The organism is Micromonospora sp. WMMD1219, from assembly GCF_049315215.1.
GTDB lineage: Bacteria > Actinomycetota > Actinomycetes > Mycobacteriales > Micromonosporaceae > Micromonospora > Micromonospora tulbaghiae.
Genome location: NZ_CP186057.1, coordinates 5,446,533 through 5,470,763 on the forward strand (window position 1 = coordinate 5,446,533; position 24,231 = coordinate 5,470,763).

Below are 24,231 nucleotides of genomic sequence, written 5' to 3' on the forward strand. Positions count from 1 at the left end.
TTCGGGTCGCCGCCGGTCAGCCCTCCACCAGCCCGGCCCGGCGCCACAGCACCCGGCCCGGCCCGGCGACCAGGCCCAGTTCGGTCAGGTGGTCGGCGATCCGCTGCGCGGACCAGCGCAGCGTGGCCCGCCAGTGCGGGTTGGCCCGCGCCGCGGCCCGGCCGGCCGCCGGGTCGATCCCGACCGCCGCGTACGCCCGCGGGTGCACCAGGCGCCGCGTGATCGAGTACGCGGCCCGGCCGATCACCATCCGCGCGTACGCCAGCGCCACCGGCCCGGCCGCCTCGACCTGCCGGGTCAGCTCGTCGCGGGCGAAACGCACGTGCCGGGCCTCCTCCACGACGTGGATGCGCGACACCATCCGGATCAGCGGCTGCAACGACTCGTCGGCCATGATCTCGCGCTGGAACGAGTCGAGGATCTCCTCGGCGATCAGGATGGCCGCGTACATCTGCGGGCCGGTCGCGGTGGACTTGAGCCAGCGCCCGAGCAGGTGGTCGAACGGCTCGGCGCGGTAGACCGGCGCGCCCGCGGCCTCGATGAGCCGGCCGAACATGATGGAGTGCCGGCACTCGTCGGCGACCTCGGTGAGGGCGTACTGGGCGTGCCGGCTGGTCGGGTCGGCGTCGTAGTACTGCCGGATCAGCATCTGCATGAGGATCGTCTCGAACCAGATCCCGGCGCTGGCCGCGCTGGCGACCTCGTGCTTGGTCAGCTCGACCCGCTGGTCCTCGGTCATGGCGTCCCACAGCGGCGTGCCGTAGAGACTGCTGCGCGTCGGCGGCAGCCAGTACGCGCCGGGCACCGGTGGCGCCGACCAGTCGATGTCGACCATCGGGTCGTAGCTGGTGCGCACCGAGGCGGAGAGCAGGCGATCGGCGACCGCCTCGCGCGGGAACCCGGCCGTCGTCCGCTCCATGACCCCTCCATATTGACGTAACTTCGAGTAACTGTTACGAGTGGTAGCATGCGACGGACCACCACCGATGTCAATGGCCCCGACGCCCCACCGGAGCCGGCCGCACCCCGTTCCGGCGGGCGGCGCGACCGCTGGGCCGACCACCGCGAACAGCGGCGGCAGGAACTGATCGCGGCCGCCGTGCAGGCGCTGCTGCGACACGGCCCGAGCGTCGACATGGACCAGGTCGCCGCCACCGCCGGGGTCAGCAAGCCGGTGCTCTACCGCTACTTCGCCGACAAGGCGCAGCTCTGGCTGGCGGTCAGCGAGGTGGTCGCGGCGCGCGTGGTGGCCGCCATCGCCCCCGCGGTGGAGCAGGTACGCGAGGAGCGGGCGCTGGTCGAGGCGACGATCGACGCGTACCTGAGCGTCGTGGAGTACGAGCCGTCGCTCTACCGGTTCCTCGTGCACGAGTCCGGGCATCCCGGCATCCAGCAGGTGGTCACCGGCACCAGCCGGCAGGTCGCGACCGGGCTGGCCCGGGTCATCGGCGACCGGCTGCGCGCGCTCGGCCTCGACGCCGGCCCGGCCGAGCCGTGGGCGTACGGGCTGGTCGGGTTCGTGCAGGCGGTCGGCGACTGGTGGACCACGCACGGGCAGCCGATCCACCGGGCCGCGCTCACCGAATACCTGACCACGCTGCTGTGGAGCGGCATCGAGGGAGTCCGCCGGGGCGCCGACCTGCCACCGGAGCTGACCCGCGCGCACGAACGGATCGACAGGTGACCTGGCAGGGCCCGGCCGAGATCGCCGGCACCCCGGTACGGCTGCACGCGGGCGGGCGGTTCGAGCCGGTCGACGGCCGCTACCACTGGGCCGGGCGGGTCGAGCCGGAACCGCGCCTGGTGCGGCTGCTGCGCTCCGGCCGCCGGGACGTGGAGGTCCGGATCGGCGAACGGGTCGCCCGGGCCCGGCTGGCCGAGGTGGACCCGTGGGGCGGCGTCCGCATCACCGGCGTCGGCACGCCGCCCTGGCCGCCGGACGACGAGTGATCCGGCCCGTACCGTGAAGGGATGACGCCTCCCGCCACAGTGCTGCTGGTCTTCGGGCGCGGGGTGGTGGCCGGCGACGACGGCTACCGGCTCACCGCGGAGAGCGTCGCGCGCACCGAGGCCGCGGTGGCCTACGTCCGCGCGCACGCCGAGGCGTTCCGCCGCGCGCCGGACGCCCGGGTGGTGTTCACCGGCGGCTGGCCGCACGGCCCGGCCGGCGCGCCCGCCCCGCCCGCCGGATACCGGGAGGCGGAGCTGATGCGGGCGCTGGCGCGCGACGCCGGGCTCGACGCGTACGCCCGCTCGGCCGCCGAGACCCGCTCCCGCACGACCGTGCAGAACCTGGCGCACACCGTCCAGGACGGGCTGCTCGGCGCGGCGGAGTTCACCGCCCAGCGGCCACTCGGGCTGGTCTCCCACCCGTGGCACCTGCCCCGCGTCCGGCTGCTCGCCGCGCGCGTGCTCGGGCTGTCCGGCCGGGCGCTGGCCGACGTGCCGGTGACCGCGCCCGACCCGGTGCCCGTCCGGCGGGAGCGGGCCGCCCGCGCGTTCAGCCGGATCGGCTTCCTCGGCGTGCGTACCCCGGAGGCGTCGCTGCGCCGCGAGCGCACGCTGACCCGCGCCGCCGACCGGATCGGACGCCTCACGCCCCGGCGGTGATTCGCCGGAGCGGGCGCGGGGTACGACGGTCCTCGATCGACCCGGCGGGCCGTGCCGGCGGGCGAGTCCACCCGGGAGGTTCCGTGATCGTGCTCGTGCCGGTGTACCGGCCCGGTGACCGGCTTCCGCCGCTGGTCGGCGACCTGCGGGCGGCGCTGCCCGGCGCGGACGTGCTCGTCGTCGACGACGGCAGCGGCCCGGCCGCCGCCGGGGTGCTGGGCGCGGCCCGCGCCGAGGGGGCGACGGTGCTGCGCCGCCGGGTCAACCGGGGCAAGGGCGTGGTGCTGCGCACCGGCTTCCGGTACGCCTCGGCGCACCGTCCCGGACGCGACGTGGTGTGTGTGGACGCCGACGGCCAGCACGGCGTGACCGACGTGTGCCGCGTGGCGGAACGGATGCGCGTCACCGGGGCGCCGACGCTCGGCGTACGCCGCTTCGACGGTGAGGTCCCGGCGCGCAGCCGGTTCGGCAACGCGGCGACCCGGGTGGCGTTCCGGCTGGCGACCGGCCTCGACGTGCGCGACACCCAGACCGGGCTGCGCGCCTACCCGGCCGCCCTGCTCGGCTGGCTCACCACCGTGCCGGGTGACCGCTTCGAGTACGAGATGGCGGTGCTGCTGCGGCTGGTCCGCGCCGGGGTGCCGGTCGAGCAGGTGGACATCGCCACCCACTACCACGGCGACAACTCGGGTTCGCACTTCTCCGCGCTCGCCGACTCGGTGCGGATCTACCGCCCGCTGGCCGCCTCCGCCGTCGCCCGCCTGGCGGGGCGCTCCGAGGTGGACGCCGTACCGGCCGCCGCCGTCACGACGTCGCGTCCCACACCTGCGACTCGAACTCCCTGAGCTGGTCGCGCAGCGACGGCGGGTACGCGGTGCGGTACGGGTGCTCCCCGGCCGGCACCACCCGGACCATCTCGTCGATCATCTCCTGCGGATCGCGCTGGTGGCCGAGGTAGTCGCCGAAGTCGGGCCGGGGCAGCAGGGCGGCGGACTCGTCCCACCACTGGGACATGGTCTCCACGCCGGTGTCGTTGTAGCCGGTCCGGTACGGGCCGGGGTTGATCACCGCGACGCGTACCCCGCGTGGTTCCAGCTCGCCCTTCATGGCCCAGGCCAGCGCCTCGATCGCGTGTTTGGTGGCGGCGTAGACGCCGATGAAGGGCCGGGTCCGCACGCCCACCGCGGAGGACACCCAGACCACCTTTCCCGCGCCCCGGGCCAGCATCGGCGGCACCAGTGCCTGCGCCAGGTGCAGGTGGCCGAACACGTTCACCTCGAACGACCGGCGGACCCGGTCCATCGGGATCTCCACCAGAGCGCCGGCCTCCTGCACGCCCGCGTTGAGCACCAGGATGTCCACCCGGTGCCGGGCCGCGGCGGCCCGGTCGGCCGGGTCGGTGACGTCCAGCTTGATCGCGTCCAGCGCGACGCCCGCCCGCTGCGCCTCGGCGCGCAGTTCGCGGACCTGGGGCCAGACCTGCGCGGCGGCGATCACGTGGTGGCCCTCGCGGGCCAGCCCGAGCGCGGTGCCCCGGCCGAGCCCGCTGCCGGCCCCGGTGATCAGGATGTCGGCCATCGGGCTCAGCCCTGCCGGGCCTTCTGCCGCCGGTCGGCCTTGTTGAGCACGAACAGCTTTCCCCGGCGCCGGACCACGATCGAGCCGGCCTTGCGCTTGAGCGCGCGCAGGGAGCTTCGGACCTTCATATCCGCTCCTTCGGTTCCCGCCGGTGTCCGTCCGGCACGGGTACCCGCCGCCGGTGCGGTCATGCCCGGCCGCGCCCGCCCCGGTCGGGACGGGCGCGGCCGGGATGCCGCTGCGGCCCCGCTCAGGCGGCCGTGCAGGTGCTCCCGTTGAGCGTGAACGAGGCGGGCCTGCCGGTGTTGCCGGTGTGGGTGGCCTGGAAGCCGATGTCCACCGAGCCGCCCGGCGGGATCGACGCGTTGTAGGACACGTTGCGGGCGGTCACCGCGCCGCTGGACGGGCTGTACGTGGCGTTCCAGCCTCCGGTGATCGTCTGACCGCCCGGCAGTGTGAACGCGAGGTTCCAGCCGTTGATCGCCGCGGTGGACGTGTTGGTGATCGTCACGGCGGCGGTCAGGCCGTTGTTCCAGGCGTTCACCACGTACCCGACCCGGCAGGCGCCCGACGGCGGCGGCGTGGTCGGCGGCGCCGTGGTGGGGGGCGGCGTCGTGGGCGGTGCCGTGGTGGGCGGAGGCGTGGTGGGCGGAGGCGTGGTGGGCGGAGGCGTGGTGGGCGGCGCGGTGGTCGGCGGCGCGGTGGAGTCCAGGCCGAAGAAGCGGATGGCCTGCGCCGCGTCCACCGGCAGGTTGTGCGTGACGCCCTGCATGCTGATCGCCTCGACGGTCGCGGTGCCGCCGGTGCCGCCGTAGCGGGTACGCGTGTAGCCGGCCTGCGGGCTGTCCGTGTACGCCGGCGTCTGGCTCAGCCCGTTCACGTTCGTCCACTGGTCGATCTGCTCGCCGAAGTTCGGGTAGCGCAGCGTCTCGTCGTTGGTGCCGTGCCAGATCTGCATCCGCGGGCGCGGGCCGGTGTAGCCGGGGTAGGCGTTGCGCACCAGGTCACCCCACTGCTGCGGGGTCTTCAGCACCTGGCCGTTGGCGCACTCGCTGTTCCACTCGGAGCCGTTGGTGGTGGCGAAGCAGCCGAACGGCACACCGGCGAAGGCGGCACCGGCGCGGAACACGTCCGGGTAGTCGCCGAGCAGCACGTTCGTCATCATCGCGCCGGACGAGGTGCCGGTGGTGAAGATCCGCTGCGAGTCCACCGGGTAGCGCTGCCGCACGTAGTCCACCATCGACTTGATGCCCACCGGGTCGCTGCCGCCGTCGCGGCGCAGCGCCTGGGGCGAGGAGACGTCGAAGCACTTGCTGCTGCGCGTCACCGACGGGTAGACCACGATGTAGCCGTACCGGTCGGCGAGCGCCGCGAACTGGGTGCCGGAGTACATGGCCGGGCCGCTGCCGGTGCAGTAGTGGTTCACCACGAGCAGGCCGGGACGGGCCGCGACGGTGTCCGGGACGTACAGGTACATCCGCAGGTTGCTCGGGTTGGTGCCGAAGTTCGTCACCTCGGTCAGCGCGGCGGCCGAGGCCGGCCCGGGGACGGCGAGCGCCGCCCCGACGGCGAGCCCGGCCGCGGCCAGCGCCGCACCGAGCAGCCGGAGTCTGCTCCTTCTGGACAGCATGCGTTCTCCTCGGATGGTGGGAACGCCGCGTGGCGCGGCGTTCTCGCCGGCGAGGCGCCTGCGATGGGCGGCCCGGACCCTCGGAGACGAGATAGACAGTCGCGGATCGATGCGACTCGAATCGGAGTCTAGGCCCCGGCCGGCGGGCCGACAACCGCCGCGGCCACCCGGCGGGCACGGTCCGCGTGGGTCAGCACGTCCACGCTGTCCACGTACTGGTCCACCGCGCCGACCGGCGGCCGGTCGCGCAGTTGCGGGTCGGTGATCGCGGCGCGCAGCGTCTCGACGAACCGGCAGGCGTGCAGCACCAGGAACGGCCGGTCGTGGAACGGCCGGGCGGCCGGGTCCACCGGCGGCGCCGGCGCGGCGTCGTTGGTCCAGCCGGCGACCGTCTCCAGCGCCCGGACCAGGCCGGGCTCCCGGGCCGCCCAGTCGCCCGGGCCGAGCGCGGCGGCGAGCCCGTCCACCACCGGCGCCGCGTCCGGCAGCGTCGCGAACACCGTGCCGAGCCATTTCGCGTACGGGGGCCAGCGCCGGTGCAGCAGCAGGCCGAGGCGCATCAGGTCCCGGGCCAGTCCGGCGACCACGACCCGGCTGCCCAGGTCGTCGCCGACCTCGGCGCACCGGCCGGCCAGGTGCTCGGCCTGCGCGACCCGCTGCCACCCGGAGGCGAGCACGTACCGCCACACGTCGTCCGGATACCAGGCCAGCCGGGCGCGGACGTCGGTGAGCGCGCCGTCGAGCCCGTCGTGGAACACCGCTCCCCCGGTCAGCTCGGCCAGCCGCTGCGTCGGCGTCGCCAGCCAGTCCGCCGCCGTCAGTCCGGTGCGCGGGTCGGCGCCGAGCCGCTCCCGCAGCCATCCGCCGAGTTCGTCCACCGTCACGCCGTGCCGGTCGCCGTCGGCGCGGACCGTGCCGAGGCGCGCCTCCGGCCCGCCTGAGTAGCGGGTCGGCCAGCCGAGGAACCGCGCCGGCAGCTCCGCGTCCAGCGCCGCCCGGACCGGCGCGACGTCGTGCGCGGCCGCCACGAAGAGCTGGGTACGCGGACCCCAGTCGTGGTCGGTGGAGCGGGGCGTGTCGAGGCCGAGCAGCTCGGAGCCGCCGTCGAGCAGACCGGCGGAGTACGGCAGGCCGGGCAGCCGCCGCGCCAGCAGCGGACCCACCACCTCGTCGTGGAACCGGCGGGCCAGGGTCAGGCCGGGTACGAAGCTCACCCCGCCAGTCTGCTCATGCCGCGCCCCGCGCGCGCCCGGGTTTCCGGCCCGGCGGTCGCCTCCCCCATGTCGTCACAGGGCTGTGGAAGGCTTGTCCGCGTGGCACAACGACAGCCGATCCTCCTGATCGACTCCCCCAGCCTCTACTTCCGCGCCTACTTCGGCATTCCCGAGTCGGCCGCGAAGACCGGCGACGGCCAGCCGGTCAACGCCGTCCGCGGCTTCCTCGACATGCTCGCCCAGCTCGTGCGCACCCGCCGGCCCGACCGGATGATCTGCGCGCTCGACCACGACTGGCGGCCGGCGTGGCGGGTGGAGCTGCTGCCGTCGTACAAGGCGCACCGGGTCGCGCCCGAGGGCGGCGAGGTCGTGCCGGACACGCTGTCCCCGCAGGTGCCGATGATCCTGGAGGTGCTGGACGCGCTCGGCATCCCGGCCGTGGGCGCCGACGGATACGAGGCCGACGACGTGCTCGGCACGCTCTCGGTGACCCAGCCGGGCCCGGTAGAGGTGGTCTCCGGCGACCGCGACCTGTTCCAGCTCGTCGACGACGCCCACCCGGTACGCCTGCTCTACGTCGGCCGGGGCGTGGCCAAGCTGGACGACTGCGACGACGCGGCGGTCCGCACCCGCTACGGTGTGCCCGCCGACCGGTACGCCGACTTCGCGGCGCTGCGCGGCGACCCCAGCGACGGGCTGCCCGGCGTGGCCGGGGTGGGCGAGAAGACCGCCGCCCGGCTGATCGACCGCTACGGCGGGCTGGACGGCATCCTGGCCGCGCTCGACGACCCCCGCTCCGGTTTCGCGCCCGGGCTGCGGGCGAAGCTCGACGCCGCCCGGGACTACCTGGCCGTGGCGCCGAAGGTGGTTCGGGTCGCCACCGACGTGCCGCTGCCCGAGCTGGACCCGGCACTGCCCACGTCCCCCGCCGACCCGGACCGGCTGCTGGAGCTGGCGCAGCGCTGGAACCTGGCCGGCTCGTGCCGCCGTCTCGTCGACGCACTGGCCGGCGACCGATCGTGATCAGTTGATCACGACGGGCGGTCGGTGCTCCGCCGGGACGGGAACTGCGCGCCGGGCTGCGCCAGCGTCGACCGGGCCCGCAGGCCGACCGGGTCCGGCGCGGGTTCGGCGGCCACCGTCTGCGGCCCCTCGTCGAGCCGCGCGCTGACGTACGCGGCCCCGGCCCGGTCGTCGTCGGACGGCGCGGCGAGCAGCGCGTAGACGAGCCCGACCACGCCGAAGACCACCGCCAGCACGATCGGCACCAGCAGCCCGCTCACCTCGGTGCCGGAGGCCGGGCCGCGGCTCTCGTGCAGGTGCACCGACAGCGCGCTCATGCCGGTGAAGTGCATGCCGTTGACCGCGATGCCCATGACCAGCGCCGACGCGGCGATGGCGATCCCCCGGCGGACGGTCATCGCCAGCCAGAGCGCCACCGTGGCGGCCACGATCGCGATGACCACGGACAGGGTCACCCGCAGCGGGTCGTAGCCGAGCGAGCCGTCCAGGCGCATGGCGGCCATGCCGGTGTAGTGCATGGCCGCCACCCCGGCGCCGGTGAAGAACCCGCCGGCGATCAGCCGGGGCGCGGCGAGCCGGCCGGTGCCCACGATCGCCAGCCCGATGCCGACCGCCGCCACCGCGATCGCCGTGCTGGCGGCCGTCAGCGGCACGTCGTAGCGGATCCGGGTGCCGCCGACGGCGAACCCGAGCATCGCCATGAAGTGCATGGCCCAGATGGCGGTGCCGCCGAGCGCCCACGCGGCGAGCAGGCCCCACCAGGCCCGCTGGCCGGCGCTGGTGGCGGTCCGGATCCGCCCGGCGCAGACCAGGCCGAGCGCCGAGCCGAGCACCGACAACGCGTAGCTGAGCGCGGGTGTGATCCATCCGTACTCGAAGTGATTGATCTCGCCCACGACGCCCTTCCCTCATCCTCGGCTCAGCGCGACCCACGGCGCCCCGGGCAATGATGGGATAGGCCCTGACCAGGGCGTGCATCGACCCCCCGCCAATTCGCGGGGTGGTGCCGCCGTGACGCAGAGGTGCGTCGATTTCCGGTAATCGCTGACCGAAAGTGACCGTCAGGCGGAGGCGTGGTAGGCCAGCACACCACGGTTGACCGCCGCGATGGCCTGCCGGGCGGTGCCGCGCAGCTCGGCCGAGGCGCCGCCCGAGTCGGCGACCTGCCCGAGCAGGTCGACGACCTGGCGCGCCCAGCGGACGAAGTCGCCGGCCGGCATCTCCCCGTCGATCTGGTGGCCGCTGGCCAGCACCTTCGCCAGCGCCTCGCCGCGCGCCCACCGGTAGATCGGCCAGGCGAAGCCGAGATCGGGCTCCCGGGTCACGGCCAGGCCGCGCGCCGCCTCGTCCGCCTCGATGTCGCCCCACAGCTTGAGCGTCTCGTCGACCGCGTCGGCCACCGCGCCGCGCGGCAGCGACGCCCGCTCGTCGACGTCCCGCCGGGCCTCGAACACCACCACCGACACGGCGGCGGCCAGCTCGGCCGGGGACAGGCCGTCCCACACCCGGCGGCGCAGGCACTCGGCCACCAGCAGGTCCGCCTCGGTCCAGATCCGGGCCAGCATCCGCCCGGCGTCGGTGACCTCGCCGTCGGCGGCCAGGTAGCCGCGGGCCGTCAGCAACGCCACGATCCGGTCGAAGGTACGGGCCAGCGAGCCGGTCCGCCCGGACACCCGCTCACGCAGCTCCTCGGTGTCGCGTTCCAGCCGGCGCCGCCGCTCCGCCCAGCGGGCGTGCTCCTCCCGGTCCGGGCAGGCGTGACACGGGTGGGCGCGCAGCTCGACGCGGAGCTGGCTGAGCCGGTGGTCCTCCCCCGCCGCCTGACGGGACCGGCCGCCCCGCCGGCCGCCGTGCCGGTCCAGGCCGGTGCCACTGACCGCGGCGGCCAGATCCCGCCGGGCCGCGGGCGATCGGTGGTTGAAGTGCTTCGGCACCCGGATGCGGGTGAGCACCTCGGCCGGGGTGGTGAAGTCGCCGGGCGTGACCCGCCCGGCCCAGCGGTCCTGGGTGAGGACCAGCGGCCGGGGCTCGCCGAACCCGCCGGTGGCCGGGTCCAGCACCACCGCCAGTCCGGCCCGCCGACCGGACGGCACCCGGATCACGTCACCGACCCGCAGCCGCTCCAGCGAGGCGACGGCCGCCGCCTTGCGCTGGGTCTGCCCCTGCCGGGCGATGGCGCGTTCCCGGTCGGCGATGGCCACCCGCAGCGCGAAGTACTCGTCGAAGTCGCCGTGGTGGCAGGCGGCCTCCGCGCCGTACGCGTCGATGGTCTCGGTGTTGCGCTGCACCTGACGGGCCAGGCCCACCACCGACCGGTCGGCCTGGAACTGCGCGAACGAGGACTCCAGCAGTTCCCGGGCCGGCGCCGCGCCGACGCTGCCGACCAGGTTGACGGCCATGTTGTACGACGGCCGGAAGCTGGAACGCAGCGGGTAGGTGCGGGTGGAGGCGAGCCCGGCGACGTGCCGGGGGTCGGTCTCCGGCGACCAGACCACGACCGCGTGGCCCTCCACGTCGATGCCCCGGCGGCCGGCCCGGCCGGTGAGCTGGGTGTACTCGCCGGGGGTGAGGTCGACGTGGGCCTCGCCGTTGAACTTGACGAGGCGTTCCAGCACCACGCAGCGGGCCGGCATGTTGATGCCCAGCGCGAGCGTCTCGGTGGCGAAGACGGCCTTGACCAGCCCGCGGACGAACAGCTCCTCTACCACCTCCTTGAACGCCGGGAGCATGCCGGCGTGGTGCGCGGCCAGCCCGCGCTCCAGGCCGTCGAGCCACTCCCAGTAGCCGAGCACCGACAGGTCCTCGCCGGGGATGGCGGTGACCCGGGACTCCACCACCCGGCGGATCTCGGCGCGTTCCTCCGGGGAGGTGAGGCGCAGCCCGGCGGCGAGGCACTGCTGCACGGCGGCGTCGCAGCCGGCCCGGCTGAAGATGAACAGGATCGCCGGGAGCAGTCCCTCCCGGTCGAGCCGGTCGACGATGTCCGGGCGCATCGGGCCGCGCCAGCGGGGGCCGCGCCGCCCGCCGCCGGGACCGGCGCTGCGGCCCTCGCCCAGCTCCAGCCGGCGCATCGTGTCCCGGGTGTAGCGCAGCAGCTCGGGGTGCACATCGTGCTTGCGGGCCGCGTCGGCGTCGTGGAACAGGTCGAACATCCGCTTGCCGACGAGCATGTGCTGCCACAGCGGCACCGGCCGGTGCTCGGAGACCACCACCGCGGTCTCGCCGCGCACGGTGACCAGCCAGTCGGCGAACTCCTCGGCGTTGGAGACGGTGGCCGACAGCGACACGAGCGTGACCGACTCGGGCAGGTGGATGATCACCTCTTCCCAGACCCCGCCGCGGAACCGGTCGGCCAGGTAGTGGACCTCGTCCATCACCACGTACGCCAGGCCCTCCAGCGTCGCCGAGCCGGCGTAGAGCATGTTGCGCAGCACCTCGGTGGTCATCACCACCACCGGCGCGTCGCCGTTGATCGCGTTGTCGCCGGTGAGCAGGCCGACGTGCTCGGCGCCGTAGCGGTCCACCAGGTCGTGGTACTTCTGGTTGGACAGCGCCTTGATCGGCGTGGTGTAGAAGCACTTGCGCCGGGTGGCGGGCGCGTCGCCGCCGGGCCGGCCGCGCAGCGCCAGGTGCACCGCGAACTCACCCACCACGGTCTTGCCGGCGCCGGTGGGAGCGCAGACCAGCACGCCGCTGCCCCGCTCCAGCGCCTCGCACGCCTCGCGCTGGAAGTCGTCGAGATCGAACCCGAGATCCAGCGAGAATTCGTCCAGGGCCGGGAAGGCGGAGGCCTGCGCGGCCCGGCGGCGCGCCGCGGCGTACCGCTCGGCGGGGCTCGACATGGATCCAAGATTAATCGGTGCCGCCGAGGAGTACCGGTCAAGGCCATCCGGCAGGACGGTCGGAGCGGTCGGTAGGGTGCACGACGTGCCGGACCGTACCGAACTGCCCCACGTCTCGAGCGGCGCCGACGACGCCGTCCGCCCGGGCCCGTCCCGCCGGCCGGTGGAGGCGGTGCTCTTCGACTTCCACGGCACCCTCGCCCAGGTGGAGGAGCCGCTGGCCTGGGTGCTCGCCGCCGCGTCCGCCTGCGGCGTCGAGCTGGACCGGATCCGGGCCACCTCGCTGGCCGACCGGCTGCTCACCGCCGGGCGTGCCGGCGGCCCGCTGCCGGCGCGGGTGCCGCCCCGGCTGGCCGAACTGTGGGCCGACCGCGATCTCTACCCGCACGCGCACCGGGGCGCGTACACCGGGCTGGCCGAGACCGTGGACACCAGCATCGACGGGTTCGCCGACGCGCTCTACGAGCGGGTGCTGGTGCCCGAGGGCTGGGTGCCGTACCCGGACACCGCCCCCGTGCTGGGAGCGCTGCGCTCCGCCGGGGTGAAGGTGGCGGTGGTCAGCAACATCGGCTTCGACCTGCGGCCGCTGTTCGCCGCCTGGGACCTCGACGCGCTCGTCGACGCGTACGCGCTGTCGTACGAGGTGGGGCGCTGCAAGCCGGACCCGGGCATCTTCCTGCGGGCCTGCGGGATGCTCGGCGTCGACCCGGAGCGCACGCTCATGGTGGGCGACACGCCGGCCGACGCGGGCGCGGTGGCGGCCGGGTGCGGGGTGCTGGTGCTGCCCTGCGCCGACGCCGGCCGCCCCAACGGGCTCGGCGCGGTGCTCGACCTGGCCGGGGCCGCCTGAGCGCACACCCCAGCGGCGCGAACCCGTCGCGGCGCACCGGCTACCGTCAGGGGCATGACCGGTGCCCACCCCTTGCCGCCGCGTGCGCCGGGACGGCTCGGCGGGGTCGCGCTGGTGCTCGGCGGGGCGCTGTCGGTGCAGTTCGGCTCCGCGCTGGCCGCGCTGCTGTTCCCGCGTACCGGGGTGGCCGGGGCGGTGACGCTGCGGCTGACCATCGGCGCGCTGCTGATGCTCGTGTTCTGCCGGCCGCGGGTACGCGGGTACGGGCGCCGCGACTGGGCGGCGGTGCTGGCGTTCGGGCTGGCCCTGGCCGGCATGAACTCGATCTTCTACCAGGCGATCGAGCGGATCCCGCTCGGCCCGGCCGTCACCCTGGAAGTGCTCGGCCCGCTGGCGCTGTCGGTGATCGCCGCGCGCCGGGTGGCCGCCTGGTGCTGGGCCGCGCTGGCGCTGGCCGGGGTGGTCCTGCTCGGGCAGGGCGGGTTCGACCGGCTCGACCCGGCCGGCGCCGCGCTGGCGCTGACGGCGGGCGCCATGTGGGCCGCGTACATCGTCTGCTCGGCGCGGATCGGCGCGCGGTTCCCCGGCGCCGACGGGCTGGCCCTCGCCCTGACCGTCGCGGCGCTGCTCACCCTGCCGTTCGGGCTGGCCGCCGGCGGCGGTCGCCTCGCCGACCCGGTGGTGCTGGGGCTCGGTACCGGGCTGGCGCTGCTCGCCTCGGTGCTGCCGTACAGCCTGGAACTGGCCGCGCTGCGGCGGCTGCCGACCGCGACGTTCGCGGTGATGATGAGTCTCGGCCCGGCGATCGCCGCGGTGGCCGGCTGGCTGGTGCTCGGCCAGGCGTTGCGCCCGGTCGAGGTGCTCGCCATCGCGCTCGTGGTGGCCGCGAGCGCCGGTGCGGTCCGCGCCGCCGCGGCGCCTCCTGCCGCGCCTCCGCCTTCGCCGCCGGCCGTTCCCGGCGAGCTGTCTCAGGCGGACCTGGCGGGGGTCAGCGCAGCAGCCGCAGCGCCGCCGGCACGGCGGTGACGGTCACCGGCAGGTCGAGGGAGCGTTCCCCGTCGGCGTACGTGGTGATGCCCTCGGCGGCCAGCTCCACCGTCCGCGCCCGGTAGACGCGCGCCAGCGGGTGCGTGACGTGGGTGCCCCGGTAGATCTGCGGCTTGACCCGCATCAGCGTGCGCCTGTCGAAGCGCCCGCCGACCACCACGTCCAGCAGGCCGTCGTGCGGGTCCGCGTCCGGGCAGATCCGCATGCCGCCGCCGTAGCTGGCCGTGTTGCCGACCGCGACCAGCACCGCGTCCACCTCCTGCGCCACCCCGTCGAGGACCAGCCGGTAGCGGCGTGGCCGCAGCCGGGCCAGCTCCACCACTATCGCCAGGTCGTACCGGCGAGGGCCGCGCGGCCAGCGCATCCGGTTGGCGCGTTCGTTGACGATCGCGTCGAAACCGGCCGCGAGCACCGCGCCGAACCAGCGGTCGGCCTCCCCGGGCCGGGACAGCCGCGCCAGGTCCACCGGCCGGGCGCGGCCGGCGGCGAGCGCCGCGGTAATCACCTCGACGGCGGCCGTCGGGTCGGCCGGGAAGCCGGTGTCCACCGCGAAGTCGTTACCGGTGCCCGCCGGGACCGGCCCGAACGGCACGTCGGTGCCGGCGACCGCCTGCAACGCGCGGTGCATCGTGCCGTCGCCGCCCACCGCCACGAGCGCCCCGGCGCCGCCGGTGACCGCGTCGTGGCACGCCGCCTCCGCCTCGGAGGGGGTACGCGCGCGCAGCAGCTCGACCGGGCGGCCCGCCGCGGCGAGGCGCTCCAGGATCCCGGGCAGCAGTCCGCGGTGCCGCCCCCGGCCCGCGGTCGGGTTGGCGAGCACGGCGACGGGGCCGGGCGGGACATGATCGTGCGCGGTCACGGCGAGCACCGTACGGCACGGCTCGCGCCGCCCACCAGAGGCAGGTCAGGCGGCGAATGTCCGGCGCACGCCGACGGCGCCCGGCAGGGGGTGCCGGGCGCCGTGGCGGGGGTGGGTCAGGGCAGGTCGATCGGGCGCAGCACCCGGTCCACCGCGTGCGCGATCTGCTTGTTGCCCTTGTTGATGTCGTACCGAACCACCCGCGCGTTGCGGTCGCTGGTGTCGGCGTCGACCAGGCGCACCTCGCGGCCGTACCAGCAGCGCTTCACGTCCACCTCGACGGTGGCGCCGAGCGCGGTGGTCAGGTCCGCGCCGTCGGCCTTCAGCGCCGCCTTCCGGTCGATCGTCGCGCCGGGCACGACGTGGTAGAGCAGGACATCCTCCACGGTGTCCACGCCCAGGCCGGCGACCGCGTCGAACGCGGCCTTCTCGCCGGGCAGCTTCCTCGCGGCGGTGATGTCCCGCACCAGCTCGCGGAACGCGTAGTCGTTCGGCACGAACGCGGTCAGCGCGACGGTGCCGTCGGTGAGCACCTTCACCGGCGAGTCCGGCTTGGCCTGCAACACCGTCAGGACCGCCTTCGTGAGGACGTCGAAGTCCCGCGAGTTGCGGTCGAAGCCGCTCTTGTCGGCGGTGAGCACTGCCGCCAGCGACCGCGTACCCGGCTGCTTGGCGCCGGCCTGGGCGGGCACGGCGACGGCGGTGGTGGCCACCGCCGCGGCGGTGGCGCCCACAGCCAGCCGGGCGGCGAGACGAGCGATGTTCATCGGGGAGCCTTTCGTCGAAGCGACCAGGTCCGTGACTGTCGTCACGACCATTGCTTCGCCCCGACCGTCCCCGGTGGATGCACCCGGATCGACCGACTTCTGATCGACGGTGTCGCGCCTCAGCGGACCACCAACGGCTTGCTCACCGACGGCACGCCGTCGCCCTTGACCTTCAGCGACCAGTCCCCCGCCGCGCCCAGCGTCACCACCGTCTCGGCGGTGCCGTTGGCCTCGGCCTTCATCTCGGCGACCCGCTTGCCCTCGGGGTTGAGCACGTACAGCGTCCGGGCCCCGGCGGTCTTGTTCGTCACCTTGAACGCGAGCTTCTCGCCGGGCTCGGCGATCAGCGCGTCCACGCCGTTCATCGCGTCGTCGGTCAGCTCGATCGTCACCGACCGGTCGTAGGCCACCTCGGCCGCGGCGCTGGCGAGATTGCCGTCGTCGGAGACGGTGATCCGGGTCCGCACGCCGTCACCCTGCCGGCCCGGCTTGCAGGCCACCTCGTACGTGCCGGTCTGCAGCGACGCGCGCAGGTCGCCGGTGCGGCCCGCCGGCACGTCCGCGACCTCCGCGATCACCTTCGTGAAGGCGTCACCCTCCCGGCCGTAGACGTAGACCCCGGTGGCCTGCTGACCCCGGTTGGTCACTGTGAACGTGACGGTGCCCGGCGTGAACAGCGTGGTGGTGACCTCGCAGCTGGTGTCGGTGGCGGTCACCGGCACCTGCTGGCCCTTCGGCGCGGGCTCGTCGTCACCGCAGGCGGTGAGCGCGGTGGCCGCGCAGAGGACGGTCAGGACGGCGGCGGTACGGCTCTTCATCGGGTTCTCCGGAGCGCAGGTCAGACGGGCTGACCGGAACGGGGCGCCGACGCACCCCGGCACACCGCCCGGGGGGCTCGGCGGAGTCAGCAGAGTCTAAGCGGGTACGGCGTCCCGGCAAGGCCCGAGGGCGGCCCGATGTCCGCACCGGACCGGCCCCGGGGCGGGGCGGTCCGTCCGCGGGGCATGATGGCGGGCATGCGGCTGGTCTCCCTGCTCCCCTCCGCCACCGAGATCGTGTACGCGCTCGGCCTCGGCGACGACCTGGTCGGCGTCACGTTCGAGTGCGACGTGCCCGCGTCGTACCGGTCGGGCACCACTGTGGTCGTCGGCGGCCGGGACACCCGGGGCATGAGTCCCGGCGACATCGACGCGTACGTCCGGGCGCAGGTAGCGGCCGGTGCCGACCTCTACACGCTGCACGCCGGCGCGCTCGCCGGGCTGGACCCGGACCTGATCCTCACCCAGGACCTTTGCCGCGTCTGCGCGCTCCCCTCGGGCCGGGTCGCCGACGCCGTGGAGCACCTGGGGTGCCGGGCCGACGTGCTGTCGCTCGACCCGTACACCCTCGACGACGTGCTGGAGTCGATCCGCGCGGTGGGCGCGGCGGCCCGGGTGCCGGATCGCGCGGAGGCCCTGGTCGACGGCCTGCGTGCCCGGCTCGCGGCGGTCGGCGCGGCGGTGGCGGGCCGGCCCCGGCGGCGGGTCGCGGTGGTCGAATGGGTGGACCCGCCGTTCGGCGCCGGGCACTGGATCCCGGACCTGGTCGACGTCGCCGGCGGCGAGCCGGTCGCCACCCACCGGGGCGCCCGGTCCGCGCCGACCACCTGGGAGGCCCTGCGGGCCGCCCGCCCCGAGGTGGTGCTGGTCGCGCCGTGCGGGTTCCGCCTCGACGGCGCGGCCGAGCAGGCCGCCGCGGTGGCCGGGCACTTCCCGGACGCGCAGGTGTGGGCGCTGGACGCGGACGGGCTGATCGTGCGCGCCGGCCCGCGCCTGGTCGACGGCGCCGAGACGATAGCCGCGATCCTGCACCCCGAGTCCGTCCCCCCACCCCACCCCGAAACAGCCCACCGCCTAACCTGACCCACCCCGCCCCGACCCTCGCCCCCCGGCGATCTTGCAGTTTCGGCCCGGGCAAAGTGCGGATTTCCGGCATCCGAGGGGCACCAAGTCCAAGATCGACTCAGGGCGGGGTGTCTGCGCGTTCTCGGAAGGGCGGCGCGGGGCGGGTGCGGAGACGCGGACGCCGTCCCCCGTGGAGCGGGGACGGCGTCCGGAGGTGCGCGGGATCGGTCAGGTCATGTCGTCGTAGCGGCGTTCGATCGGCTTCGGGGCGACGATCGGCTCGGGTGCGCCGATCGGCTCGGACGCCTCGATCCGGCCACCGGCGGGCACCGGCTCGTCCGACAGGTCCAGCGGTGACACCTCGTCGTCGGCGATGCCGGCGTAGGCCTCACGCCCACGACCGCGTCGCCTGTCGTTGAGGAACGCCACCCCCACCGCGGCGAAGTAGAGCGCGCAGAGGCAGATCGCCAGCGCGGTCATGCCGAACGGGTCGGGCGTCGGCGTGACCACTGCGGAGAACGCGAAGAACACGAAGACCGCCACGCGCCACCAGCTGAGCAGCCGCTTGGCGCTGGCCATGCCGACGAAGTTGAGCATCAGCACGATCAACGGGAACTCGAACGCCACCCCGAACAGCAGGATCAGGTTCGTGACGAACCCGACGTAGCGGGTGATGTCGAGCGTGGTGGTCACGTCGCCGCCGCCGGAGACGTTGAGCAAAAACTCCAGCCCTTTGGACGTGACGAAGTACGCCAGGACCGCGCCGGCGGCGAACAGCGGGGCCGCCAGCGCCGTGAAGAAGTACGCGTACCGCCGCTCGTGCCGGTGCAGGCCCGGCGCGATGAACGCCCAGAGCTGGTAGAGCCAGATCGGCGCGGCGATGATCAGGCCGACCCAGAGGGCCACCTTCATCTGCAGCAGGAACAGGTCGGCGGGACCGAGCTGGACGAAGTTGCAGTTGCCGTCGATCAACCGCGCCTTGGGCAGGTCGCAGTAGGGCTTCTGCAGGATGTGCAGCACCGGCCCGGACAGCCACACGCCGAACCCGAAACCGACAAGGATCGCCAGCGACGCGCGGAACAGCCGGTTACGCAGCTCACGGATGTGCTCCATGAGCGTCATCGAGCCGTCGGCGGCCCGCGCGAAGTTGCTCGGGCCGCGCTTCTTCAACCCGAAGGCCACGGTGATTGAGGCCCTCTCGGATCAGTTCTCGCGGACGCGCTGCACCGGGTCGGCCGGCGGGGCCACGGGCTGCTGCGGCTGCGGCTGCGGCGCGTACGGCTGCTGGGCGTACTGCTGCTGGCCCTGGACGTACGGCTGCCCCTGTACCGGCTGCTGCGGCTGGAGCGGCTGGTAGCCGGCCTGCGCGTCGGCCTTCTCGGCGAGGTCGCGGTCGTCGTCGTGCAGGCTCTTGGTCTCGGCCTTGATGATCCGCAGCGAGCGGCCCAGCGAGCGGGCCGCGTCGGGGAGCCGCTTCGCGCCGAACAGCAGGATCAGCACGACCACGAGTACGGCGATGTGCCACGGCTTGAGGGCACCCATGGGAAGCTCCAGTCGCTCTGTGTCGGTGAGGGGTGGGTCGTCGCCCATCGTACGTGTGTCGCAGCGGCTTGCCACCCCCGCGGGCCTGCCGGTGCGGGCCCGATCGGTGAAGTTTCGACCAACCCGAAGTGTCCCGTCAACCGTCCAGGTCCGCGCATTCCTGCGCGTAACCACCCGGGAACGCGCAGACGACGCTCACCGGGCCGACCGCCGTCGATCAGTCGCCGCGCTTGGCCTTGATCAACGTGATCCGCTCCTGCGCGACAGCGGCGCGCTCCTGGAGCGACTCGGCCCGCGCCTGCAACTGCTCGGCGGCCGCACGCAGCGACTCGGCCTCGACCGCCCGTCGCTGCAACGCCAGCGCGGAACGGCGCAGCCCGGGCAGGCGGCTCACCACCGGACGGATCGCCAGGGCCAGTACGACCAGCGCGAACACCACGACCCCGAGCACGATCCACGTCACCACGGCGGTCAGCCTATCGGGTGCCGCCGACGGCCGCCGGGTCGGCGCTGCCGGCCGGGGTGGCGTACGCGTCGAGCGCGGCCACGGCCTGGGCGCGGACCTGCTCGGCCAGCTCGGCCGGGGCCACCACGGTCACCTCCGGGCCCAGCCCGAGCACGAACCGCCGGGCCCACCCGAGGTCGGTGACGCGCAACGACACCAGCCACTGCTCGCCGTCGGCCACGACCCGCTCGCACGGATAATATTCGGTGATCCACCGCTCACCCCGGCCGATCCGCAGCGTGATCAGCGGCAGGTCGGCCGACGGGCTGAACACGCCGTCGCTGAGATCGTGCGGGCGGGCCTGCGGCGGCACCACCGCCTGCTCCGGCAGCTCGGTCACCGCGTCGATCCGGTCGGCCCGGAACAGCCGCACCCCCTCGGCGCGGCGGCACCACGCCTCCACGTACGCCCGGCCGCCGACCATCAGCATCCGCAGCGGGTCGATGGTGCGTTCGGTGGTCTCGTCCCGGGCCGGGGTGTAGTAGGTGATCCGCAGCGCCCGGCCGCGCTCGACGGCGGCGCGCAGCTCGCGTACCCGGGCGGAGTCGCCGGGCAGGCGGACCTCGACAGGCGCGCCGGCCAGGTCGCCGGCCGCGTTCTCGATCTTGGCGAGTGCCCGCTCGACCGCCTCCCGGTTGGCCACGCCCGGCGTCTCGGCGATCATCCGCAACGCCACCACCAGCGCCAGCGCCTCGTCCGGGGTGAGCCGCAGCGGGCGGTCGATCCCGGCGTCGTAGGTGATCGTCACCCGGTCACCGTCGAACGCCATGTCGATCAGGTCACCGGGACCGTAGCCGGGCAGCCCGCACACCCAGAGCAGTTCCAGGTCCTCCCGGAGCTGCTTCTCGGTCACCCCGAGGTCGTGCGCCGCCTCGGCGATCTCGATGCCGGGGCGGGCCAGCAGGTAGGGCACCAGGTTGAGCAGGCGGGCCAGCCGGTCGGCGGAGGCACGGCCCGCGCGGGCCGCCGGGCGGGTCACCGGGCACCCCCGGTCACGGCCAGCTCGTCGTGCCGGGCGGCGACCTCCTTGAGCCGCTGGATGACCGCCTCCCGTACCTCCGGTGGCTCCAGCACGCGGACGTCCGGGCCGTACCCGACGATCTGGCCGGCCAGGTAGTCGGCGTCGGCGTACGGCAGCACCAGCCGGTCCCCGTCGGGGCCGGCCTGGCACTCGACGGCCCAGCGGCGCAGCCCGGCGGCGCGGCCGGGGGTGGCCAGCACCGTGGCCCGGCCGGTGCGCTCCACCGGCCCGGACCAGCGGGCCACGTGGCTGATCAGGTCGACGCCGGCGGGCGGCTCGTAGGCGCCCGGCTCGCCGGTCGCCCGGACGGTGCCGACCACCCGGGACAACCGGAAGCAGCGGGTCGCGTCGCGGTCGAGGTCGTGGCCGACGACGTACCACCGGCCGCGCCAGCAGACCACGCCCCACGGCTGCACCCGGCGGCGGGTGGGCGCGTCCCGGTCCGGGACGCGGTAGTCGAAGCTGACCTCGCGCCGGTCCCGCGCGGCGGCGGTGAGCGGCGCGAACGCCGGGTCGACGGTGACCATCGGCTCCAGGCCCAGCGTGGCCTGCGGGTCGACGTCGATGCCGGCGGCGCGCAGCTTCGCCAGCCCCGACGACGCGGCGGCGGCCAGCCCGGCGTGCTGCCACAGCCGGGCGGCGATGCCCACGGCGGCGGCCTCGTCCGGTTCGAGCGGGATGTCGGGCAACGCGTACGCGCGCGGCGCGATCCGGTAGCCCGGCTCGGCGTCGAAGACGCTCGCCGTGCCGGTCTCCAGCGGCACGCCCAGCTCACGCAGCTCGGCCTTGTCGCGCTCGAACTTGCGCTGGAACGCCTCGTGGTCCTTGGCGTCGTCCGGGTCGTGCTCGTAGCCGGGCACGGTCGCGGCGATCTGCGCGGCGGTCAGGAAGCGTCGCGTCGACAGCAGGCAGATCACCAGGTTGACCAGGCGTTCGGTACGGGTCCGGGACACGCCCAAACGCTAGCAGCCCGCGCGTCCGGCGCGGGCACCCGCGCGGCGCGGCGCGGGGGTCTTCCCACCCGGCGGCGGGCATCGACCGGTCATAGGGTGATCGCATGGCGGAACCGGAGGTCAAGAGCGAGAGCGTCGGCACCGTCGTGGTGGCCGGCGCGGCGAACCTCGCCATCGCGGTCGCGAAGCTGGTCGCGGGCCTGATCTCGGGTTCCGCGGCGATGCTCTCCGAGGCCGCCCACTCGCTCGCCGACACCACCACCGAGGTGCTGCTCTACCTGGCGCTGCGCCGCGGCGCGCGGCCCGCCGACACCCGGCACCCCTTCGGGTACGGCAAGGAGAGCTACGTCTGGGCGTTCCTCGCCGCGCTGTTCACCTTCGTCGCCGGGGCGGGCTTCGCCATCACGCACGGCGTGACCACCATCCTGGTGCACGAGCACAGCGGCGAGTATCTCGTCGCGTACGTGGTGCTGGCGGTCTCCTTCGCGATCGAGTCGGTGTCGCTGGCCCGGGCGGTCCGGCAGGTGCGCGGCGAGTCGCGCCGCTGGGGCACCACCCCGCGCCGCTACCTGCGCCTGACCGCCGACACCACGGTCAAGGCGGTCTTCCTGGAGGACAGCGCCGCGCTGATCGGCCTGCTGATCGCCGCCGGCGGGCTCACCCTGTCGCACCTGACCGGCGACGAGCTGTACGACGGGATCGCCTCGATCCTCATCGGCGTGCTGCTGCTGGTCGTCGCCGCCGTGCTGGCGCGCAGCAACATCTCGCTGCTGGTCGGCCGTTCCGTGTCCGACCGGCTGCACCGGCGCATCGAGCGGGAGCTGGCGGACGTGCCGACGGTGGACCGGATCGACACGCTGATGACCATGTTCCTCGGCCCCGACGACATCCTCGTCGCCGCCAAGGTCGACTTCCGCGACGACGCCACCGGCGCCGACATCGAGGCCGCCGCCGACGAGGCCGAGCGCCGGCTCACCGGGCACTTCCCGGAGATCGCGTACGTCTTCCTCGACCCCACCCGGTCCCGCGCCCCCGGCCGGCCCGCCCGCACCACGCAGGACGAGGCGGGCCGCCCGGTCGACGACCGGAACCCCTGACCCGCCCGGGGGCCGTCCCGGCGGCGGCCGATAGCGTGCACCGCATGGTGCGATGGCGGTCCGGCACGGTCACGGCGGTACGGCGACGGTGGGCCGGCGCTGCCGAACTGGACGTCGACCTGCCCGACGGCACGCGGATGCGCGCCCTGGCCTACCCGGCCCTGGTCGGCGAGCCGGAGCCCGGCGACCGGGTGCTGCTCAACGCCGGCGCGCTGCTGATGGGCCTCGGAACCGGCGGGTACTCGCTGGTCGTGGCGCTGCCCGACCGGCTGCCGCCGGACCCGCCGCAGGCCGGCGACAGCCGCGACGCCGGGCACCTGGTCAAGGCCCGGTACACGCCGCTGCAACCGATCCTGCTCGGCGTGGACGAGGAGGCGTCGCCGCACCACGACCGGCTGGCCGCCGCCGACACCGTGGACGGCATGCCGGTGGTCACCGCCGACCTGCACTCCGCGCTGCCCGCGATCCTGGCCGGCGTACGCGCCGACGCGCCCGACGCCCGGGTGGCGTACGTGCTGACCGACGGCGGGGCGCTGCCGGCCTGGTTCTCCCGCACGCTGGCCGGGCTGTCCGGGCACCTCGTGGGCACGGTGAGCGTGGGCCAGGCGTTCGGCGGCGACCTGGAGGCGAGCACGCTGCACAGCGGTCTGCTCGCCGCGCGGCACGTGCTCGACGCGGACCTGACGATCGTCGCCCAGGGGCCGGGCAACCTCGGCACCGGCACCCGCTGGGGCTTCTCCGGCGTCGCCGTCGGCGAGGCGGTGAACGCGGTCGCCACGCTGGGCGGGCGCCCGGTCGGGTCGTTGCGCATCTCCGACGCCGACGCCCGCCCCCGGCACCGTGGCGTCTCCCACCACAGCCTCACCGCGTACGGTCGGGTCGCGCTGGCCCCCGCGGAGCTGGTCGTGCCGGACGGCCTGCCCCCCGGCCTGGCGGCGGAGGTCGCCGCGGCGGTGGCGCCGCTGGCCGACCGGCACACGATCGTCACGGTGCCCGCCGACGGCCTCGACGCGGCGCTGCGGGCCGCCCCGGTCGGCCTGTCCACGATGGGCCGGGGCCTGGACGCCGACCACGCGTACTTCCTGGCCGCGGCCGCCGCCGGCCGGCACGCGGCCCGCCTGCTCGGCTGAGCCGCGCCGCCGTCAGATCGCCAGGTAACCGTTCGCGACGAGGTGGTCGGCGGCTCGCGCGTACGCCTCGGGATCCCGCGGCGCCCACGTGCCCAGCCCGTCGACGTAGCGGTTGAACATGCAGAACGCGGCGGCGATCAGTACCGTGTCGTGGATCTCCAGGTCGGTGGCGCCCTCCGCGCGGGCCGCCTCGACCAGTCCGGTGGTGACCTCCCGGCCGCTGCGGCGCACCGCGGCGGCGATGTGCAGAAGTGCCCGCAGCCTGCCGTCGACCGGGGCGGTGCCGACGTCCGCGCGGACCTGGTCGACCAGCGGCATCCCGGCGGGCAACTGCGCGGCGGCGAACGCCGCGTGCGACGAGCAGCAGAAGTCGCAGTCGTTGAGCCCGGACACGTACGCCGCGATCAGCTCCCGCTCGCCCGGCGTCAACGTGGGATGCGGCGCGCGCAGCAGCACCTCCGCCAGCTCGCCCAGCGGCTTCGCCGTCTCCGGCCGGAACCGCAGCGGTCCCTGGATGCCCGGATGTGCCTTCTCGTCCAGCCCGAGATCGATGTGTGCGATGACGTCACGCTCCCTGTCCGTGCCGGCGACGCCGGCGGCCTCGCCGTCCAGAGTGCCGTCGCCGCCGGCGACGGAGAAGACGTCGCGGACAGGTCAGCATGATGGAAGAACCAGGGCCC

At 74.8% G+C, this 24,231-nt stretch carries 26 protein-coding genes; 10 read left to right on the plus strand and 16 right to left on the minus strand.

The features are described 5' to 3' along the window. Positions 1–16 precede the first annotated feature (16 nt). A complete protein-coding gene (locus tag ACN27C_RS25400; protein WP_422748598.1) occupies positions 17–919 on the minus strand; it encodes an AurF N-oxygenase family protein in 903 nt (300 codons plus the stop codon). A 48-nt stretch (positions 920–967) separates the two neighbouring features. Here ACN27C_RS25400 and ACN27C_RS25405 point away from each other — a divergent pair, with 48 nt between their 5' ends. From ACN27C_RS25405 to ACN27C_RS25420, 4 genes are all read left to right on the plus strand, one after another. Continuing rightward, a complete protein-coding gene (locus tag ACN27C_RS25405; RefSeq protein WP_120570057.1) occupies positions 968–1,684 on the plus strand; it encodes a TetR family transcriptional regulator in 717 nt (238 codons plus the stop codon). Further along, on the plus strand, positions 1,681–1,950 hold the full coding sequence (locus tag ACN27C_RS25410) for a DUF4873 domain-containing protein (RefSeq protein WP_422748601.1): 270 nt from the start codon (positions 1,681–1,683) through the stop codon (positions 1,948–1,950). Before ACN27C_RS25405 ends, ACN27C_RS25410 begins: the two co-directional genes overlap by 4 nt. A gap of 21 nt (positions 1,951–1,971) precedes the next feature. After that, complete coding sequence (locus ACN27C_RS25415) at positions 1,972–2,610, plus strand: YdcF family protein (RefSeq protein ID WP_358175995.1); 639 nt, start codon at positions 1,972–1,974, stop codon at positions 2,608–2,610. A gap of 83 nt (positions 2,611–2,693) precedes the next feature. Beyond that, positions 2,694–3,455, plus strand: a complete 762-nt coding sequence (locus tag ACN27C_RS25420) for a glycosyltransferase family 2 protein (protein ID WP_120570060.1) — start codon at positions 2,694–2,696, stop codon at positions 3,453–3,455. Here ACN27C_RS25420 and ACN27C_RS25425 read toward each other — a convergent pair. The 4 genes from ACN27C_RS25425 to ACN27C_RS25440 all read right to left on the minus strand — a co-directional run bounded on the left by ACN27C_RS25425 (position 3,415) and on the right by ACN27C_RS25440 (position 7,032). After that, positions 3,415–4,188, minus strand: a complete 774-nt coding sequence (locus ACN27C_RS25425; RefSeq protein WP_422748604.1) for an SDR family oxidoreductase — start codon at positions 4,186–4,188, stop codon at positions 3,415–3,417. The genes ACN27C_RS25420 and ACN27C_RS25425 overlap by 41 nt on opposite strands. A 5-nt stretch (positions 4,189–4,193) precedes the next feature. Continuing rightward, a complete protein-coding gene (locus tag ACN27C_RS25430; protein WP_091428126.1) occupies positions 4,194–4,316 on the minus strand; it encodes a ribosomal protein bL36 in 123 nt (40 codons plus the stop codon). 122 nt (positions 4,317–4,438) lie between these two features. Then, the gene (locus tag ACN27C_RS25435) at positions 4,439–5,818 is read right to left on the minus strand and encodes a PHB depolymerase family esterase (RefSeq protein ID WP_422748606.1); all 1,380 of its coding nucleotides are present in this window, start codon (positions 5,816–5,818) and stop codon (positions 4,439–4,441) included. A 128-nt stretch (positions 5,819–5,946) separates the two neighbouring features. Beyond that, positions 5,947–7,032 (minus strand): DUF4037 domain-containing protein, encoded by a 1,086-nt coding sequence (locus ACN27C_RS25440; protein WP_120570063.1) that lies wholly within the window; start codon positions 7,030–7,032, stop codon positions 5,947–5,949. A 66-nt stretch (positions 7,033–7,098) separates the two neighbouring features. Between ACN27C_RS25440 and ACN27C_RS25445 the strand changes: the two genes are divergently transcribed. Beyond that, positions 7,099–8,055 (plus strand): 5'-3' exonuclease, encoded by a 957-nt coding sequence (locus ACN27C_RS25445; RefSeq protein WP_357895592.1) that lies wholly within the window; start codon positions 7,099–7,101, stop codon positions 8,053–8,055. Positions 8,056–8,063: 8 nt separating this feature from the next. Here the strand turns inward: ACN27C_RS25445 and ACN27C_RS25450 are convergent, their stop codons facing one another. After that, positions 8,064–8,951: an MHYT domain-containing protein gene (locus tag ACN27C_RS25450; protein WP_091428121.1), complete on the minus strand. Its 888-nt coding sequence runs from the start codon at positions 8,949–8,951 to the stop codon at positions 8,064–8,066. 165 nt (positions 8,952–9,116) lie between these two features. Next, positions 9,117–11,897, minus strand: a complete 2,781-nt coding sequence (locus tag ACN27C_RS25455) for a DEAD/DEAH box helicase (protein ID WP_120570066.1) — start codon at positions 11,895–11,897, stop codon at positions 9,117–9,119. An 85-nt stretch (positions 11,898–11,982) separates the two neighbouring features. Here ACN27C_RS25455 and ACN27C_RS25460 point away from each other — a divergent pair, with 85 nt between their 5' ends. Both ACN27C_RS25460 and ACN27C_RS25465 read left to right on the plus strand, forming a co-directional pair. Next, positions 11,983–12,747: an HAD family hydrolase gene (locus ACN27C_RS25460; RefSeq protein ID WP_422748610.1), complete on the plus strand. Its 765-nt coding sequence runs from the start codon at positions 11,983–11,985 to the stop codon at positions 12,745–12,747. A 54-nt stretch (positions 12,748–12,801) separates the two neighbouring features. Further along, entirely contained in the window at positions 12,802–13,773 is a 972-nt protein-coding gene (locus ACN27C_RS25465) for an EamA family transporter (RefSeq protein WP_422748612.1), read from the plus strand. Here the strand turns inward: ACN27C_RS25465 and ACN27C_RS25470 are convergent. The 3 genes from ACN27C_RS25470 to ACN27C_RS25480 form a co-directional block, all read right to left on the minus strand. Next, the gene (locus ACN27C_RS25470; RefSeq protein ID WP_422748614.1) at positions 13,736–14,662 is read right to left on the minus strand and encodes a diacylglycerol kinase family protein; all 927 of its coding nucleotides are present in this window, start codon (positions 14,660–14,662) and stop codon (positions 13,736–13,738) included. The genes ACN27C_RS25465 and ACN27C_RS25470 overlap by 38 nt on opposite strands. A 107-nt stretch (positions 14,663–14,769) precedes the next feature. After that, positions 14,770–15,420 carry a fasciclin domain-containing protein gene (locus ACN27C_RS25475; RefSeq protein ID WP_233585716.1) on the minus strand — a complete coding sequence of 217 codons (651 nt, stop codon included), beginning with the start codon at positions 15,418–15,420 and terminating at the stop codon, positions 14,770–14,772. A gap of 119 nt (positions 15,421–15,539) precedes the next feature. Next, on the minus strand, positions 15,540–16,238 hold the full coding sequence (locus tag ACN27C_RS25480; RefSeq protein WP_120570070.1) for a hypothetical protein: 699 nt from the start codon (positions 16,236–16,238) through the stop codon (positions 15,540–15,542). 138 nt (positions 16,239–16,376) lie between these two features. Here ACN27C_RS25480 and ACN27C_RS25485 point away from each other — a divergent pair, with 138 nt between their 5' ends. Further along, the gene (locus ACN27C_RS25485) at positions 16,377–17,321 is read left to right on the plus strand and encodes an ABC transporter substrate-binding protein (RefSeq protein ID WP_422748618.1); all 945 of its coding nucleotides are present in this window, start codon (positions 16,377–16,379) and stop codon (positions 17,319–17,321) included. Positions 17,322–17,531: 210 nt separating this feature from the next. On the opposite strand, the gene tatC is transcribed toward ACN27C_RS25485, so the two are convergent. From tatC to ACN27C_RS25510, 5 genes are all read right to left on the minus strand, one after another. Continuing rightward, positions 17,532–18,485: a twin-arginine translocase subunit TatC gene (gene tatC, locus ACN27C_RS25490; RefSeq protein ID WP_422748620.1), complete on the minus strand. Its 954-nt coding sequence runs from the start codon at positions 18,483–18,485 to the stop codon at positions 17,532–17,534. Between the two features lie 21 nt (positions 18,486–18,506). Next, on the minus strand, positions 18,507–18,845 hold the full coding sequence (tatA, locus tag ACN27C_RS25495; RefSeq protein ID WP_350816950.1) for a Sec-independent protein translocase subunit TatA: 339 nt from the start codon (positions 18,843–18,845) through the stop codon (positions 18,507–18,509). Between the two features lie 217 nt (positions 18,846–19,062). Then, on the minus strand, positions 19,063–19,311 hold the full coding sequence (locus ACN27C_RS25500; protein ID WP_120570073.1) for a hypothetical protein: 249 nt from the start codon (positions 19,309–19,311) through the stop codon (positions 19,063–19,065). Positions 19,312–19,321: 10 nt separating this feature from the next. Then, positions 19,322–20,329 (minus strand): helix-turn-helix transcriptional regulator, encoded by a 1,008-nt coding sequence (locus tag ACN27C_RS25505; RefSeq protein WP_422748623.1) that lies wholly within the window; start codon positions 20,327–20,329, stop codon positions 19,322–19,324. Then, positions 20,326–21,324: a helix-turn-helix transcriptional regulator gene (locus tag ACN27C_RS25510; RefSeq protein WP_120570075.1), complete on the minus strand. Its 999-nt coding sequence runs from the start codon at positions 21,322–21,324 to the stop codon at positions 20,326–20,328. The genes ACN27C_RS25505 and ACN27C_RS25510 overlap by 4 nt, the downstream gene beginning before the upstream one ends. A gap of 104 nt (positions 21,325–21,428) precedes the next feature. On the opposite strand from ACN27C_RS25510, the gene ACN27C_RS25515 reads away from it, so the two are divergent. After that, positions 21,429–22,421 (plus strand): cation diffusion facilitator family transporter, encoded by a 993-nt coding sequence (locus ACN27C_RS25515; protein WP_422748625.1) that lies wholly within the window; start codon positions 21,429–21,431, stop codon positions 22,419–22,421. A 44-nt stretch (positions 22,422–22,465) separates the two neighbouring features. Beyond that, positions 22,466–23,551: a DUF3866 family protein gene (locus tag ACN27C_RS25520; RefSeq protein ID WP_422748627.1), complete on the plus strand. Its 1,086-nt coding sequence runs from the start codon at positions 22,466–22,468 to the stop codon at positions 23,549–23,551. A 12-nt stretch (positions 23,552–23,563) separates the two neighbouring features. Here ACN27C_RS25520 and ACN27C_RS25525 read toward each other — a convergent pair whose 3' ends face one another. Further along, positions 23,564–24,112, minus strand: a complete 549-nt coding sequence (locus tag ACN27C_RS25525; protein ID WP_358194564.1) for a carboxymuconolactone decarboxylase family protein — start codon at positions 24,110–24,112, stop codon at positions 23,564–23,566. Positions 24,113–24,231: the final 119 nt, after the last annotated feature.